This is a genomic window from Rhodococcus sp. C1 (genome assembly GCF_020809065.1).
Taxonomy (GTDB): Bacteria; Actinomycetota; Actinomycetes; order Mycobacteriales; family Mycobacteriaceae; genus Rhodococcus_F; species Rhodococcus_F qingshengii.
Genome location: NZ_CP078080.1, coordinates 4,383,993 through 4,397,458, shown reverse-complemented (window position 1 = coordinate 4,397,458; position 13,466 = coordinate 4,383,993). Strand labels below are relative to the sequence as shown.

General features: G+C 63.3%; 16 protein-coding genes. 9 read left to right on the top strand and 7 right to left on the bottom strand.

The features are described from left to right. Positions 1-75: 75 nt before the first annotated feature. Positions 76-1,506 (bottom strand): MFS transporter, encoded by a 1,431-nt coding sequence (locus KTR60_RS20015; protein ID WP_047270338.1) that lies wholly within the window; start codon positions 1,504-1,506, stop codon positions 76-78. An 85-nt stretch (positions 1,507-1,591) separates the two neighbouring features. Here KTR60_RS20015 and KTR60_RS20010 point away from each other — a divergent pair, with 85 nt between their 5' ends. Then, a complete protein-coding gene (locus KTR60_RS20010) occupies positions 1,592-2,050 on the top strand; it encodes a MarR family winged helix-turn-helix transcriptional regulator (RefSeq protein WP_003945257.1) in 459 nt (152 codons plus the stop codon). On the opposite strand, the gene KTR60_RS20005 is transcribed toward KTR60_RS20010, so the two are convergent. The 3 genes from KTR60_RS20005 to KTR60_RS19995 form a co-directional block, all read right to left on the bottom strand. Continuing rightward, positions 2,041-2,439 carry a hypothetical protein gene (locus KTR60_RS20005; protein ID WP_042448789.1) on the bottom strand — a complete coding sequence of 133 codons (399 nt, stop codon included), beginning with the start codon at positions 2,437-2,439 and terminating at the stop codon, positions 2,041-2,043. The genes KTR60_RS20010 and KTR60_RS20005 overlap by 10 nt on opposite strands. Before the next feature lie 78 nt (positions 2,440-2,517). Then, positions 2,518-3,261: a hypothetical protein gene (locus KTR60_RS20000; protein ID WP_003945233.1), complete on the bottom strand. Its 744-nt coding sequence runs from the start codon at positions 3,259-3,261 to the stop codon at positions 2,518-2,520. 271 nt (positions 3,262-3,532) lie between these two features. Next, positions 3,533-3,835 (bottom strand): 4a-hydroxytetrahydrobiopterin dehydratase, encoded by a 303-nt coding sequence (locus tag KTR60_RS19995; protein WP_003945236.1) that lies wholly within the window; start codon positions 3,833-3,835, stop codon positions 3,533-3,535. A gap of 16 nt (positions 3,836-3,851) precedes the next feature. Here KTR60_RS19995 and KTR60_RS19990 point away from each other — a divergent pair, with 16 nt between their 5' ends. After that, positions 3,852-4,277 carry a (deoxy)nucleoside triphosphate pyrophosphohydrolase gene (locus KTR60_RS19990; RefSeq protein WP_007726279.1) on the top strand — a complete coding sequence of 142 codons (426 nt, stop codon included), beginning with the start codon at positions 3,852-3,854 and terminating at the stop codon, positions 4,275-4,277. Here KTR60_RS19990 and KTR60_RS19985 read toward each other — a convergent pair. Beyond that, a complete protein-coding gene (locus KTR60_RS19985; RefSeq protein WP_003945207.1) occupies positions 4,255-4,431 on the bottom strand; it encodes a hypothetical protein in 177 nt (58 codons plus the stop codon). The two genes, KTR60_RS19990 and KTR60_RS19985, sit on opposite strands and share 23 nt — an antisense overlap. A 324-nt stretch (positions 4,432-4,755) precedes the next feature. Between KTR60_RS19985 and typA the strand changes: the two genes are divergently transcribed. The 6 genes from typA to KTR60_RS19955 all read left to right on the top strand — a co-directional run bounded on the left by typA (position 4,756) and on the right by KTR60_RS19955 (position 11,151). Beyond that, positions 4,756-6,663, top strand: a complete 1,908-nt coding sequence (typA, locus tag KTR60_RS19980; protein WP_007726276.1) for a translational GTPase TypA — start codon at positions 4,756-4,758, stop codon at positions 6,661-6,663. A 150-nt stretch (positions 6,664-6,813) separates the two neighbouring features. Further along, on the top strand, positions 6,814-8,598 hold the full coding sequence (locus KTR60_RS19975; protein ID WP_030536226.1) for an ABC transporter family substrate-binding protein: 1,785 nt from the start codon (positions 6,814-6,816) through the stop codon (positions 8,596-8,598). Beyond that, positions 8,595-9,479 carry an N-acetyl-1-D-myo-inositol-2-amino-2-deoxy-alpha-D-glucopyranoside deacetylase gene (gene mshB, locus KTR60_RS19970; RefSeq protein ID WP_007726273.1) on the top strand — a complete coding sequence of 295 codons (885 nt, stop codon included), beginning with the start codon at positions 8,595-8,597 and terminating at the stop codon, positions 9,477-9,479. The genes KTR60_RS19975 and mshB overlap by 4 nt, the downstream gene beginning before the upstream one ends. A gap of 107 nt (positions 9,480-9,586) precedes the next feature. Then, positions 9,587-9,745: a hypothetical protein gene (locus KTR60_RS19965; RefSeq protein WP_003945210.1), complete on the top strand. Its 159-nt coding sequence runs from the start codon at positions 9,587-9,589 to the stop codon at positions 9,743-9,745. Positions 9,746-9,837: 92 nt separating this feature from the next. Then, positions 9,838-10,254 (top strand): hypothetical protein, encoded by a 417-nt coding sequence (locus tag KTR60_RS19960; RefSeq protein ID WP_030536224.1) that lies wholly within the window; start codon positions 9,838-9,840, stop codon positions 10,252-10,254. 51 nt (positions 10,255-10,305) lie between these two features. Next, positions 10,306-11,151, top strand: coding sequence for a uroporphyrinogen-III synthase (locus KTR60_RS19955; protein WP_003945251.1), 846 nt, complete (start codon positions 10,306-10,308; stop codon positions 11,149-11,151). Here KTR60_RS19955 and KTR60_RS19950 read toward each other — a convergent pair. Together KTR60_RS19950 and KTR60_RS19945 are read right to left on the bottom strand one after the other, a co-directional pair. Then, positions 11,111-12,682, bottom strand: a complete 1,572-nt coding sequence (locus tag KTR60_RS19950; RefSeq protein ID WP_081305368.1) for a PH domain-containing protein — start codon at positions 12,680-12,682, stop codon at positions 11,111-11,113. The genes KTR60_RS19955 and KTR60_RS19950 overlap by 41 nt on opposite strands. After that, positions 12,679-13,182: a PH domain-containing protein gene (locus KTR60_RS19945; protein WP_228401187.1), complete on the bottom strand. Its 504-nt coding sequence runs from the start codon at positions 13,180-13,182 to the stop codon at positions 12,679-12,681. The genes KTR60_RS19950 and KTR60_RS19945 overlap by 4 nt, the downstream gene beginning before the upstream one ends. A gap of 82 nt (positions 13,183-13,264) precedes the next feature. Between KTR60_RS19945 and KTR60_RS19940 the strand changes: the two genes are divergently transcribed. Then, a complete protein-coding gene (locus KTR60_RS19940) occupies positions 13,265-13,453 on the top strand; it encodes a hypothetical protein (RefSeq protein WP_003945217.1) in 189 nt (62 codons plus the stop codon). Positions 13,454-13,466 lie beyond the last annotated feature (13 nt).

Below are 13,466 nucleotides of genomic sequence, written 5' to 3'. Positions count from 1 at the left end.
CACTTCTGTCGAAGTTGCAGACGGGCAGCATCGAAGGCTCTTCGGAGAAGTGAGTCCTCCGCCGGGTTGATTCCCTTACGAGACTTTCTGTTTGGGAATCAACCCGGCGAACACCATCGTCACGACGGCGGCGGCGATGGAGATCAGGAACGTGGCACGAAACGCCTCGAACGAGGGGATCACTGCGGTGCCGACGGTGATGGTCATTCCGGCCAGGACGACGCTCACGATCGCGGCAGACGTCGACGTGCCGATCGATCGCATCAGTGAGTTCAGTCCGTTCGCGGCTGCAGATTCCGTGATGGGGACTGCGCCCATGATCAAGGCCGGCATGGCCGAGTACGAGAGCCCGACGCCCGCTCCGATGAACATTCCGGCCACCGCGACCTGCCAGACGCTCGACACCGTGAAATATGCGAAGGCGTAACCCAATCCGATGACGAGGGCGCCGAGCATCAGCGTGATTCGTGGGCCACGCCACGCCGAAATTCGAGCGGAGACGGGCGAGAGCGCCATCATGACGAGTCCGCCGGGGGCCAGTGCGAGTCCCGCTGCAACCATGGACAGTCCGAGTCCGTAACCGGTGGACGTCGGTGCCATGAGCAGTTGGGGGAGCGTCAGAGAATTGCCGTACATGGCAAAACCGACGGCGATCGACGCGAAGTTGGTGAAGAGAACTTGCGGCCGGGCCGATACGCGGAGGTCCACCAGCGGTGCGTTGCGTCGAAGTTCCCACCATCCCCACATCAGGAAGCTGAGCGCGGAAACCGCAAGGAGCCCCAGGGTTTTCGCGTCGCTCCATCCCCAGGTTCCGCCCTTGGTGATGGGGAGTAACAGGGTGATCAGACCAACGGTGAGGCCGAGCGCACCGACGAAGTCGAAACGTCCCGGGCGTCGTACGGTCGATTCGGGAATGACGAACGCAACCAGTGCGATGCAGATCAGCCCGAACACTGCCGATGTGACGAAGAGGAAGTGCCAGTTGGCATTCTGGGCGATCACCGCGGCGATCGGCAGTCCGATCGCACCGCCGACGCCGAGGGTGGCGCTCATGACCGCCATCGCGCCGGCCACTTTCTTCGGTGGAAGAACGTCACGAATGATGGCTATGCCCAATGGAATTGCCCCGACCGATGCTCCTTGAAGTGCACGGCCGACAACGAGCACGATCAGTGAAGGTGCGATCGCGCAGATGGCCGAGCCCAGAACGACCATCGCGAGACTGACCAGCAGCATTCGTTTCTTGCCGAACATGTCGCCGAGGCGCCCGCTGATCGGCGTGATCACCGCGGCGGCGAGGAGTGTTGCGGTGACCGCCCACGAGGTGTCGGCGGGAGTGGAGTTCAACAGGTGCGGCAATTGCGGAATGATGGGGACTACCAGCGTCTGCATCAAGGCGACGACGATTCCGCACAGTCCTAGAACGGTGAGCACTGGACCCGAGGATGCGTAGTTCGTGTCGGGGATTTTCTCGTCGACATTGGACGACCCTGCGTGAACGGACATGCGGCTCCCGCCATGGCGTGTTCTGATTGGTGCGTTCGCCCCAGTGTGCACGCTACACATCGTGTGTAGTCTGCACAATATGAGGATGGACCGGGACCCTGATCTGGTGAATATCGAGTACGAGTTGACTCTGCTCTCGCGTTACCACGCGCTCGCACAACGGGCCGAACTTCATCTGGACCGGTCGGCGTATCTACTGCTCGGTCGACTGGAATTGCAACATCCCATGAGCCTCAAGGAGCTCTCCTGCGCTTTCTCGCTCGACATCTCCACCATCAACCGGCAGATCGGCGCGCTGAGGCGTCAGGGCTTGGTGGAGCGAGTGGAGGATCCGGACGGAGGGCTCGCGCGAAAGGTCCGGCCGACGGCGCAGGGGCTGTCGAAACTTCGTGCTGATCGCGAACATTCGACAGCCGGTGTCGAAAAGGTCCTCCGCGAGTGGACGCCGGAGCAGCGTCTCGCGCTCGGTGACCTACTGCGGCAATTCAATACCTCGGTCGAAGCGCTGGAAGGCCGCGAATGGCCGCGACCGAATCAGGTCTGAGAGTGCGAGACGGATCGTAGTGAGCGGTCCGGATCGCTCGAATCCGATTCCGGCGCAATGACAACAAGTTTCGGGTGTTCTTCGGGGGCTGCATGATTTCCACGCCAGGAGAGCAGTGACCAACGTGAGAGACCGGACAGCGCGGACCCGAGACTGGCGAACGAGCCCGAACTCAGGACCGACGCCGTAGACCCGATGCTTCCGATCGAAAGAAAAGAGCCGACGCTACCGATCGACAGGATCGAGTACGCCGATCCGATCGAGAGAATGGACCCCTCGGATCGGATGGACAGTATCGATCGCGTCGACTTGTGTGACCGTATCGACTGGTCTGGGCCGGATTTCTTCTCTGGACGACCGTGCGTGATGTCCACTCGTAGATGTCCCATCTATCGGGTCTATCACGGTGATCGGAGATGCAAAAGGGACCCACCGAAATTCGGTGGGTCCCTTTCACAAGACTTCGATCAAGCTACCGCGAACATGCCCACGGTCGGAAGGAAGCTGCAGGTGATGCGATCTGCGCCTTCCGGCTGGGTGGTCAGCGAACCGCTGATCACCGAGAGAACGCGTCCGGGGCCGGTATCGGCGATAGCCGACAGAGTGGCTGGGCCGTCCGGGTTGATGCGTGCGGCGTTGGTCAAGTTCTGGGTGGCGCTGCGCTGGTTGTCGATGTTGACCCAGGTGACGGTCATCGGCACCGGCTGGTCGTCGACGGCGGGAGCCGTACCGAGAGCGGTGAAGACGAATCCAGCCTGACCGGCAGCGGGACCGGGAGGAGGCAGGTGAGCCGGGCCGGGAACGGCAAGTGCGGTTCCGACCGAATCGGCGGTGGCCGAGATGCAGCCCTTGCCAAGCGTCGGGTAGAGGAACTGCGCGATGACGGGGGCGTTCTCGTCCGGGATCGCCGGTCCGCCGCCGCCGCTGCCGTCGAGGAAGGTGATGACCTTCTCGAGGGTGGCCTTGATCTCGGGCGGAATGCCGGGGGAGTTCAGGATCGCGCGAGCCTGGTCGAGCAACGCTTGCTGCGGTCCGCCTGCAACATCGGCCGGACCTGCGGCGGCGCCGATGATGGCGGGCGCAAACGATGCGAGGAACTCGATCGGCACACTTTCGGGTGCGGGCGGTGCTGCCGGATCGGCCATTGCCTGTGCCGGCAATGCCAGTCCTGCTACTGCGGCAATAGCGACGGCGGTGAACGCCTTTCGCATACCTCGGGTTCGAAGCACTGTTTCCCCATCCTTAGTCATACCGCGCGGGCGCCTAGGCGAGCTCCGCGTTTGACGGCTCGAGGGGTCACTCTATGTACAGAGCCCCCGGGTTGTACAGCTGTTCAGTTGCTGAGCAGCTACGCACCGGGGGGAGTCTATGGCATGACCGGCCTCGATCGTGATTTACGGCGACCATACCTGTGACTGAAGTGATCTATGTGAAAGTTGATGCAACTGTTACGTCAGATTGCGAGGTTTGTTCACTCGAAGATCAGTCGAAACGGACCGAATCGTCGACGAGTACGTCAATTCGACGGGCAAGGTCGAAGTCCAGTTCCGTGAGACCGCCCGCCGAGTGTGTCGAAAGCGTGTACGTGACCTTTCGCCAGCGAACGTCGATGTCGGGATGATGATCCGCGGCCTCGGCGACTGCCGCGATGCGTTGAAGAAGTGCGATGGCGTCCGGGAATGTCGCGGAGTCGACCGTGCGAGTGATCGACCCTGGCGACAGTTGCCAGGCGGGCAGTTCGTCGAGAGCGTTTTGGATCGCGGAGTCGGACAACAAAGTGGCCATACTCCATCATGGTGCGATGAGTGATGCACCTGCAAGGGATCGGGAAGTTGTCGCCGGTGCGATCTTCCGCGAGGGAAGGCTGCTCCTCGCGCAGCGGACGAGTCCGCCGGCTTTGGCCGGTCGTTGGGAGCTGCCGGGCGGGAAGGTCGAAGAATTCGAATCGCCACAGAACGCGTTGGCGCGGGAGCTGCTCGAGGAACTGGCGGTCGAGGTGAGATGCGGCGCCAGAATCGGCGTCGACGTGCCACTGTCGCCTGGGTTGGTCCTGCGGGCCTACCGGGCGGAGTTGGTGTCGGGAGAACCGGTCGCGCTCGACCATGCTCAATTGACATGGGTCGACGCCGAAGAACTGTTGTCGATGGATCTGGTGGACAACGATCGAGCCTGGATCCCCGAGTTACTCGCGGAATTGAGCGCGCTTACGCCGCACGAGCCTTCTTGAGACCCGCTTTCAGTTCCTTCTTGGATGCGCCCTCGTTCTCGAGCTTCTTCATCCGCATGATGACGACGGGACACTTGATGCACCGCGTCTTCTTGCGGCAGCACTTCTTCTTCGGCTTGAGCTGCGAGACCTTGCTTGCCTTGACTTTTCCCATGTGACGCTGCGGCTTTCCTGTTTCACTACGGCGGAGAGCCCGCTCTTGGAACGAGGTTAGCGTACCCTTAAATGACCTGTTTCTCCAGGTCGTAATCCTACGCGCATCGGCGTGGTGCAGATCACTATTCGCTGGTGGGGGCGGTGATAGAGGCCGCACAATGCAGGAGTATCAGCCCGGAGCGAGTAGTATTTACTAGGCCGCGGTGCCTTCTCAGGCGATTCGTGCCCTGATTCGGATCACACACTCGTGCAGCGGCCACCAGAAGAGCCGTGCGACTTGACTTTCGCGTGGCCGAATCAACTCAGCCAGGAGAGCCATCGCGTGACCATCACCAGCTTCCGTAACGTTGCCATCGTCGCACACGTCGACCACGGCAAGACCACCCTCGTCGACGCCATGCTTCGTCAGTCCGGCGCGTTCGAGGAGCGCGCCGAGCTGGTCGATCGCGTTATGGACTCCGGCGACCTCGAACGCGAGAAGGGCATCACCATTCTCGCGAAGAACACCGCAGTACATAAGGTCAACGAAGACGGTTCCATCACCGTCATCAACGTCATCGACACCCCCGGCCACGCCGACTTCGGTGGCGAGGTCGAGCGCGGCCTGTCCATGGTCGACGGCGTCGTCCTGCTCGTCGATGCTTCCGAGGGACCCCTGCCGCAGACGCGTTTCGTGCTGCGCAAGGCACTCGCCGCTTCGCTGCCCGTCATCCTGGTCGTCAACAAGACGGACCGCCCCGACGCCCGCATCGAAGAGGTTGTCACCGAGGCTCAGGACCTGCTCCTCGACCTCGCATCGGACCTGTCCGACGAGGCCGCCGAAGCCGCTGAGCTCGCACTCGAACTTCCCGTCCTCTACGCGTCCGGTCGCGAAGGCAAGGCATCGACCGTGCAGCCCGAGAACGGCAAGGCTCCCGACGCCGAGGACCTCACCGCACTCTTCCAGGTGCTGATGGAGTACGTCCCCGCGCCGAAGGGCTCGGTCGACGCACCGCTGCAGGCTCACGTCACCAACCTCGACGCATCCGCATTCCTCGGTCGCCTCGCACTCGTTCGCATCCACAACGGCGAGCTGCGCAAGGGCCAGACCGTGTCCTGGTGCCGCGAGGTCGACGGCGAGCCCGTCGTCACGAAGACCAAGATCACCGAACTCCTCACGACCATCGGTGTCGAGCGCGTTCCCGGTGAGGTCGCCGTCGCCGGTGACATCTGCGCCGTCGCAGGATTCCCGGACATCATGATCGGCGACACCCTCGCTGATCTGGAGAACCCGGTCGCACTGCCCCGCATCACCGTCGACCAGCCGGCAATCTCGGTCACGATCGGCACCAACACGTCACCGCTCGTCGGTCGCGTCAAGGGTCACAAGCTGACTGCACGCATGGTCAAGTCCCGCCTGGACCAGGAGCTCGTCGGTAACGTCTCGCTCAAGGTCCTCGACATCGGTCGCCCCGATGCGTGGGAGGTCCAGGGTCGTGGAGAGCTCGCGCTCGCCATCCTCGTCGAACAGATGCGTCGTGAGGGCTTCGAACTCACCGTCGGTAAGCCGCAGGTTGTCACGCAGCTCGTCGACGGCAAGGTTCACGAGCCTTTCGAAGAGCTGACCATCGACAGCCCCGAGGAGTACCTCGGCGCCATCACGCAGCTCCTGGCCAACCGCAAGGGCAAGATGGTCCAGATGTCGAACCACGGCGCAGGCTGGGTTCGCATGGAGTTCATCGTTCCTTCGCGTGGCCTCATCGGCTTCCGCACGGACTTCCTCACGGAAACCCGCGGAACCGGTATCGCCAACGCCGTGTTCGACGGATACGGCCCGTGGGCCGGCGAGATCCGTGCGCGCCACACCGGCTCGCTCGTCTCGGACCGCTCCGGCACGGTGACGCCGTTCGCCATGATCCAGTTGGCCGACCGTGGAACCTTCTTCGTCGAGCCCGGCGCAGACACCTACGAGGGACACGTCGTCGGTATCAACCCGCGTCAGGAAGACCTCGACATCAACGTCACTCGCGAGAAGAAGCTGACCAACATGCGTCAGTCGTCCGCAGACGTGATGGAGACCCTCGCAAAGCCGATCAAGCTCGAACTCGAAGCAGCGATGGAGTTCTGCTCCAGCGACGAGTGCGTCGAGGTCACCCCGGAGGACGTTCGCGTCCGCAAGGTGCACCTCAACGCAACCGAGCGCGCTCGCGAGCGTTCACGTAGCAAGGCACGCGACAAGGCTGCTCTGTAGTCTTTCGTCGGTTACAACCTGACAGGCGGATGTGCCTTTCAGCCGAGTTTTCGGCGGAAAGGTACATTCGCCTTCATGGTTTCCGGGCAAAGTTCTGCCTGGAAATCGAGTGCGAAGGGGCGACGCGGCCCCGTACGGAAGGAATTGTCTGTGGCCTCAGGACGTCGCTACCTGGCGTTGGCAGTGGCAGTGACGGCGTTGTCACTGACTGCATGTACAGCCGATCCGCCGCCTCCGGTCGAGAGCACCGAAACCGTCAAGCCCACACCGACTCCGGTCGTTCCGGCGATGAAGCAGGTCACTGTGGCAATCGACGAGGTGGGAGGCGGATTCAACCCGCACCTGCTCGCGGATCAGTCGCCGGTCAACTCCGCAGTCGGCAACCTCGTACTGCCCAGTGCGTTTCGCCCGATCAATTCGCCCACACAACCTGGCGCGACGGAGTGGGCGATCGACGATTCTTTCCTCGTTTCCGCTGAAGTGACGTCGGAGGCCCCGTTCACGATTCGCTACCAACTGCGCAACGAAGCCCAATGGTCGGACGGCGCTCCCATTGCGGCAGAAGACTTTCGCTACCTGTGGCAGCAGATGATCTCGGTTCCCGGAGTGGTCAATCCCGCGGGCTATCAGATGATCGACGACGTGAACTCGTCCGGCGGCGGCAAAACGGTCAACGTCGTGATGCGTGCGCCGTATCCGGCATGGCGAGAGTTGTTCACCGATATTCTTCCGTCCCACCTGATCAAGGACACTCCCGGCGGTTTCAGCACCGGCCTGAGTGAGGGGATTCCGGTGTCGGGAGCCCACTTTCACGTGCGCTCGGTCGACCGCGGCCGGGACGAAATCGTGCTCGAACGCAACGACCGATTCTGGGGCAAGCCTTCAGACCCGGATCAGATAGTTCTGCGACGCGGAGGAACGGCTGCACAGTTGGCGGATGCGCTGCGTACCGACGATGCCCAAGTGGCGCAGGTTCATTCGGGTAGTGCCACGGATATTCAGCTGTCTGCAATCCCGGGTGTCAGGACGGCATTCTCCTACGTTCCGCGCACTCTCGACATCAACGTGAACGGGCGAAGCAAGAACTTCGCGGATGTTCGGGTGCGTAAAGGTGTTCTGGGACTGCTCGATCCGGACCTGCTCGCCGTGGTGGCGGCAGGGAGTGAATCGGCGTCGGCCCCGGTGAAAGCTCAGATCCTCGCTCCGTCGGATCCGGGATATGCGCCCACCGCGCCGCCGAAACCGACCAGGGAGCAGGCGCTGGGCGAGCTGACCGCAGCCGGCTACCTGACGGCACCGCCCACCGGAATCGTCACGGGCACTGGAACGGTCGGATCGATCGTCCGTGACGGCGCCCAGTTGACGCTGCTGATCGGCGCTCCCGAAAACGACGACATCGCGATCGCCGTGGCAAACACCGCTGCCGACGAATTGCGTGACGTGGGAATCCTGGCGACCGTCGAATCGGTGGCGCCGGAGGAACTCTACGGCGAGGACCTGACGACAGGACGCGTCGACATGATCGTCGGTTGGAGCCGGGCAGGCGCCGACACGGCCACTTCGCTGGCCTCGCGGTTCAGTTGCCCGAGCGCACCTTCCACTCCGGCAACAAGTTCGGCAGTGCCCGCACCGACGCCGTCGCAGACACCGGAGCCCATCCGAACAACAAGCGTCGAGGCTCCGAGCAACCTGTCCGGGCTGTGTGATCCGGCGTTGCAAGGTCGGATCGACGAAGCGCTCAGTGGCATCGGGGATCTGGGGTCGTTGATCGCCGATGCGGAACCCAAGCTGTGGGATCTTGCGGCGGTTTTGCCGATCGTGCAGAGCCGAGCGCTGGTCGCGGTCGGGACCGGAGTCGAGGGCGTGGTCCTCGACGGGCCGGTGCAGGTGGGGATATTCGGAAACGCTACGGACTGGGTGAGGGTGGAAAAGTGACCGCGTCGGCGAAGCGACTTCTGTTGGTACACGCACATCCGGACGACGAAACGATCACCACCGGTGGCACCATCGCGCGATACGCGTCCGAAGGCGTCGAGGTCACAGTCCTCACCTGCACGTTGGGGGAGGAAGGCGAAGTGATCGGTGATGCGTGGGCCGGGCTCGTGGCTTCCGAGGCCGATCAACTCGGTGGCTACCGGATCGCGGAACTGAGCGCTGCTTTGTCGGCTTTGGGCAGTGCCGCTCCTCGCTTCCTCGCCGGTGCCGGTCGGTATCGCGACTCCGGAATGATCGGCACACCTTCGGCCGCCAATCCCCGTGCTTTTGTCAATGCTCGACTCGACGAAGCAGTCGGCGCGGTGGTCGCCGTCATTCGTGAGATTCGGCCGCACGTCGTGATCACGTACGACCCCAACGGCGGCTACGGGCACCCGGATCACATCCAGGCGCACGCGATCACGACAGCGGCCGTCGAAGCTGCAGGAACGACCGCGTATCCCGAGACCGGCGAGCCGTGGTCGACTCCGAAGTTCTACTGGACCGTGACCGAGCGCAGCGGACTCGAACGCGGCATCGCGGCGATTTCCGAGTTCCCGGAGAACTGGCGTCTGCCCGAGCCCGGGGAATTGCCGAGCGTCGAGGACACAGACGTGACGACGGCAATCGACGTTCGAGGCGTCATCGATGCGAAGGCGAGGGCATTGAGCGCCCACGCCACTCAGGTGACGGTAGCCCCGAGTCGAGCCGAGTTCGCATTGTCGAACAACGTGGTCCAACCGATCCTGACGGTCGAGCATTTCGTATTGGCCGCCGGCGCGCTCGGTCCGGTGGGTGAGGACGGCCGCGAGCGCGATCTGTTCGGCGGGCTGCACAGCTGACCTGGGCGTCGGCTCACAGGCATTGCGATCGACGCCGTAGTGGTGTGTGATGCGTGTCACCGGATGGGTGGTCCTTTCGGTAACAGCAAAGCCTGGGGGCTGAAGAAATGTACAACTGGGACCTGCAGAACCAGATCGTCGCCTTCGTCGATTCGTTGCGTCCGATGGCTGGTTATTACCACGACTTGTATTACGGGTCGCTCTACGCATTCGCAGATCAGCAGAGTCATTTGCTGACTCTGCTCGGGTTCCCGCCGGTTCCCTGATCAGCTTCGTGCTTTTCGGGCGCGAGCCGGGGTGCTTGTCGGGAGGGACCCCGCGCTCGCGCGATGACGACCGATAGACCACTATCAAAACCATGACGACCGTCGAGAACAACACGGACGCCTCGACAGGAACGTCGCTGTCGTGGCTCGACCCTGTCATCCTCGGCGTCCTGATTTTCGACGGATTCTTGTGCGCGGTGTTGTCCGTCCTGTTCTTGCCGACTCATCTCGGTACGACGGCATTTCCCATCAGCATTCTCGTAGCCGCAACCGCGAACCTCGTATTGGTGATCGCCGCCCGCACGGTTACGACGCCGGGTAGGGCCGCATTGCCGCTCGCCGGTTGGATCGTCGGGTTCTTGGTGTGCATGGTGGGCGGCCCCGGCGGCGACGTACTCGTGCTTTCGTCCCCTCTGACCTTCCTGCTGCTGGTCGGTGCGATCGCTCCGGCCGCCGTTTTCCTCTTCAAAGTGGCGATCAACAGACTCGCCACCCTCAGCTCGCAATAGTTCTCGGCGCGCGCGTAGGAAACTGACCCGTGCATAAGGGACACTCAGCCTGTGGCTGAACATGATTTGGCGGGTGCGACTATCGCCTTGACCGCAGAACGGCGTGTCGAAGAATTTGCGACGCTCCTCGAACGTCGAGGCGCGGAGATCGTGCGGACACCGGTGATCCATGTGCTGCCGTTGGTGGACGATCGAGACCTGAGGACTCAGACGTCCGCTTTGATTGCCGATCCTCCGGAATTGGTCGTGATCAGTACCGGGATCGGCTTCAGGGGTTGGCTCGACGCCGTCGCCTCGTGGGGTTTGACCGAGGAGTTCCTCGGGGCTCTCGCCCACACGCGCATCATCGCCCGCGGCCCCAAGGCGACGGGTGCCATCCGAGGCGCCGGACTGCGCGAGGAATGGTCGCCTTCGGGTGAGTCGTCCGAGGAAGTTCTGGCACATCTCGGAAGCGAGGGAGTGGCAGGCTTGCGCATCGCAGTCCAGTTGCACGGCACCATCACCGAATGGGAGCCGTTGACGGACCTGAGCGCCTCCCTCGCCGACATCGGCGCGGTTGTCACTCCGGTATCGGTCTATCGGTGGATCCGGCCGCCGGATCAGTCGCCGGTCCGCGCGTTGGTCGCTGCAGTTCGTTCCGGTGCGATCGACGCGCTGACCTTCACCAGTGCCCCCGCGGTCTCCTCGATGCTCAGCACGGCAAAAGAAATGGGCGAGCTGGAGCGGTTCGTCGCAGCTATGCGCGGACCGGTACCGACCTACTGCGTCGGACCGGTGACGGCCGCCCCGCTGGAACTCCTCGGTGTTCCGACCATCCAGCCGGAGCGATCGCGTCTCGGTTCGCTGGCGCGGCTCATCATCGACGACCTGCCCACACGTCGCCACCGCCCGGAGTGACGGCTTCGATCAATGCCCACGCGTTCTCGGCGGGGAGATCGATCACCTCGTAGCTTCCGGTGCCGGCGGGCGTCGCGGCGACGACGGTTGCCACTCCCGCGCGTCGTTGGAAGAACGTCTCGCGCACCGTCCATCCGATGACACCTTCGGATTCGAGACTGTGACGCTGGCGATCGAGCGAGCCGTTTCGGGTGATCAACCATCCGGGTAGTACTGCGTGGCCGAGGCCGTTGTATCGGTCGAAGGCGAGGGCAGTGCCACCGATGGCGAGTACGGCGACCCCGAACCACGCGTAGATCGGTACATCGAGTCCAGAAGCCGCGCACGCCACACAGACCAGGAACGCCACCGCGGCGAGGAACAGTGCTCGGGTGTACCGGCGACGCCGCGCGGCCGGGCCGTGCGGGATCAGCGGGGCGGACGCCTGGCGTGAGTCACCGATCACGGTGGCCATCACTCGCTCGGCTTCCCTGCGCGGTCCCTGCGGGAGCAGTAGCGAAGATTCCTTCTTCTCGGCGCTGACCCCGGTCATGATGGCGTCGAGCCGCGCGCCGCGAGCCAATCGCAGCAGGAGCGGTTCCTTGAGCGTCGTGCCGCGGAGGCGGGCGCGGTCGAGTGTGGTTTGCCGAGTCTTCAACAGGCCGTGACTGACATGCAGGATGCGGCCGTTGTCGGTGAGTTTCATGTTGCCGAACGCGATCAGGTACTGGACGCAGGCGAGTGCACTCGACAGCACCAGCAGCACGACGAGTGCGATGACGACCATCAGTGCGATGCCGAGGCTCTCGAGTGAGTCGAAGCTGTCGCTCACTGCCGAGGATTTCGCGACGGCAGTGCCGATGCCGTATTGGAACGAGATGCCGATGATGGCTGCGATGATGGCGATTCCGGTGAACGAAAAGGGGGCGTAGCGAACCCAACTCGGTTCCCAGTGACCGATTTCGGTGTCGACCGGTTCGGTGATGCTTTCGACCGGCGTGCCCGGGGTTTCCAGTCGCCGTGCTTGCTGGGCGCCGGCCAACAGTGCGGCGCGTAGGTCCGGAACCAGGGCGGTCGACAGGGCGTTGAGCTCGAACTTGTTCGAATCGTGGCCGCTCCCGGCGCGCTGGCCGGTACCGATGCGCACGATCGACAGTCCGAGCAACCGGTGCATGACCCCGGCCTCGACGTCGACGGATCGGATGCGGCTACGCGGGACGGAGAGCAGCTTTTTCTGGAAGACCCCGGTGCGCAGTTGAACGTGGACGGGTCCGATTCGGTACGTGGTGGTGAAATACCGCAACAAACCGAAGATGACGAGCAGAGTGACGACGCCGAGTCCCCACCAGTGGTTTCCGGATTGGCTGCCGAGAACTACGGAGACGAGTAGGACCGGGAGCAGTTTGACGACTTCGTTGACGGGGTGGACCAGAAGCATGCGTCGGTCGAGGCGGAGCCAGGGCTGTTCCTCTTCCGCGGCCTCGGCAGCTGCCGTTTCCGCCTCTACCGGGATCTCGATCGCGGTCGGGTCGCCCAACTGTTTCTCGTTCACGTCGCGTCTCCCACGTTGGTACCCGCGATCTCCGTCAGTTGAGCCACCGTGCGGTCGGCGACTTCCTGGTCGAGTGCGGAGATCTTCACGGCCCCGGCCGACGACGCTGTCGTGACCGTGACGGTTGCCAGACCCAACATGCGGTCGATCGGTCCGCGCTCGGTGTCCACGGTCTGCACGCGCGAGATCGGTGCGATGCGTCGCTCCTGGGTGAACCAGCCGGTGCGGGTGTATACCGCGGTGTCACTGATCTCCCATCGGTGGACCCGATACCGCCACGCCGGGACCATCAGAATGTAGGTGGCAGCGAAGAGTACGGTGACTGCGAATACGGTGCCGACCAACCAGGACGGGATTCCGGGTACCAAGACGGCACAGACGATTTCGGCGACGATGACGGGTACCCAGAACAGTGAGGCAGTGATTGCCCACAGCCTCGGGGCTTTGGTGCTGGGTCGCCATAAGGGGTCGGCCATGGTCAGCGGTTGCGGCGCAGTCATGGGCACTACTTTGGTCGAGTGAGGGGCGATCTGTCGACATCGGCCCTATCGTGGAGTGTGGCGACCGCGAAGGGAGCACGTGATGACCGAACAAGATGCGACATTCGACCCGGAGGCTCCGGAATCAGATGCGCTCGAACAATCGACACCCGTAGATCCGAACGCCCCTGAAGAACCCGATCTGACCGACATTCCGCTCGACGCGCCAGTGGCTGACGTGGTGGATCAACGAGTCGAGGTTGCGGTCGACGACGACTACCGGCCGTCGTGATCGAGGCGGTGTC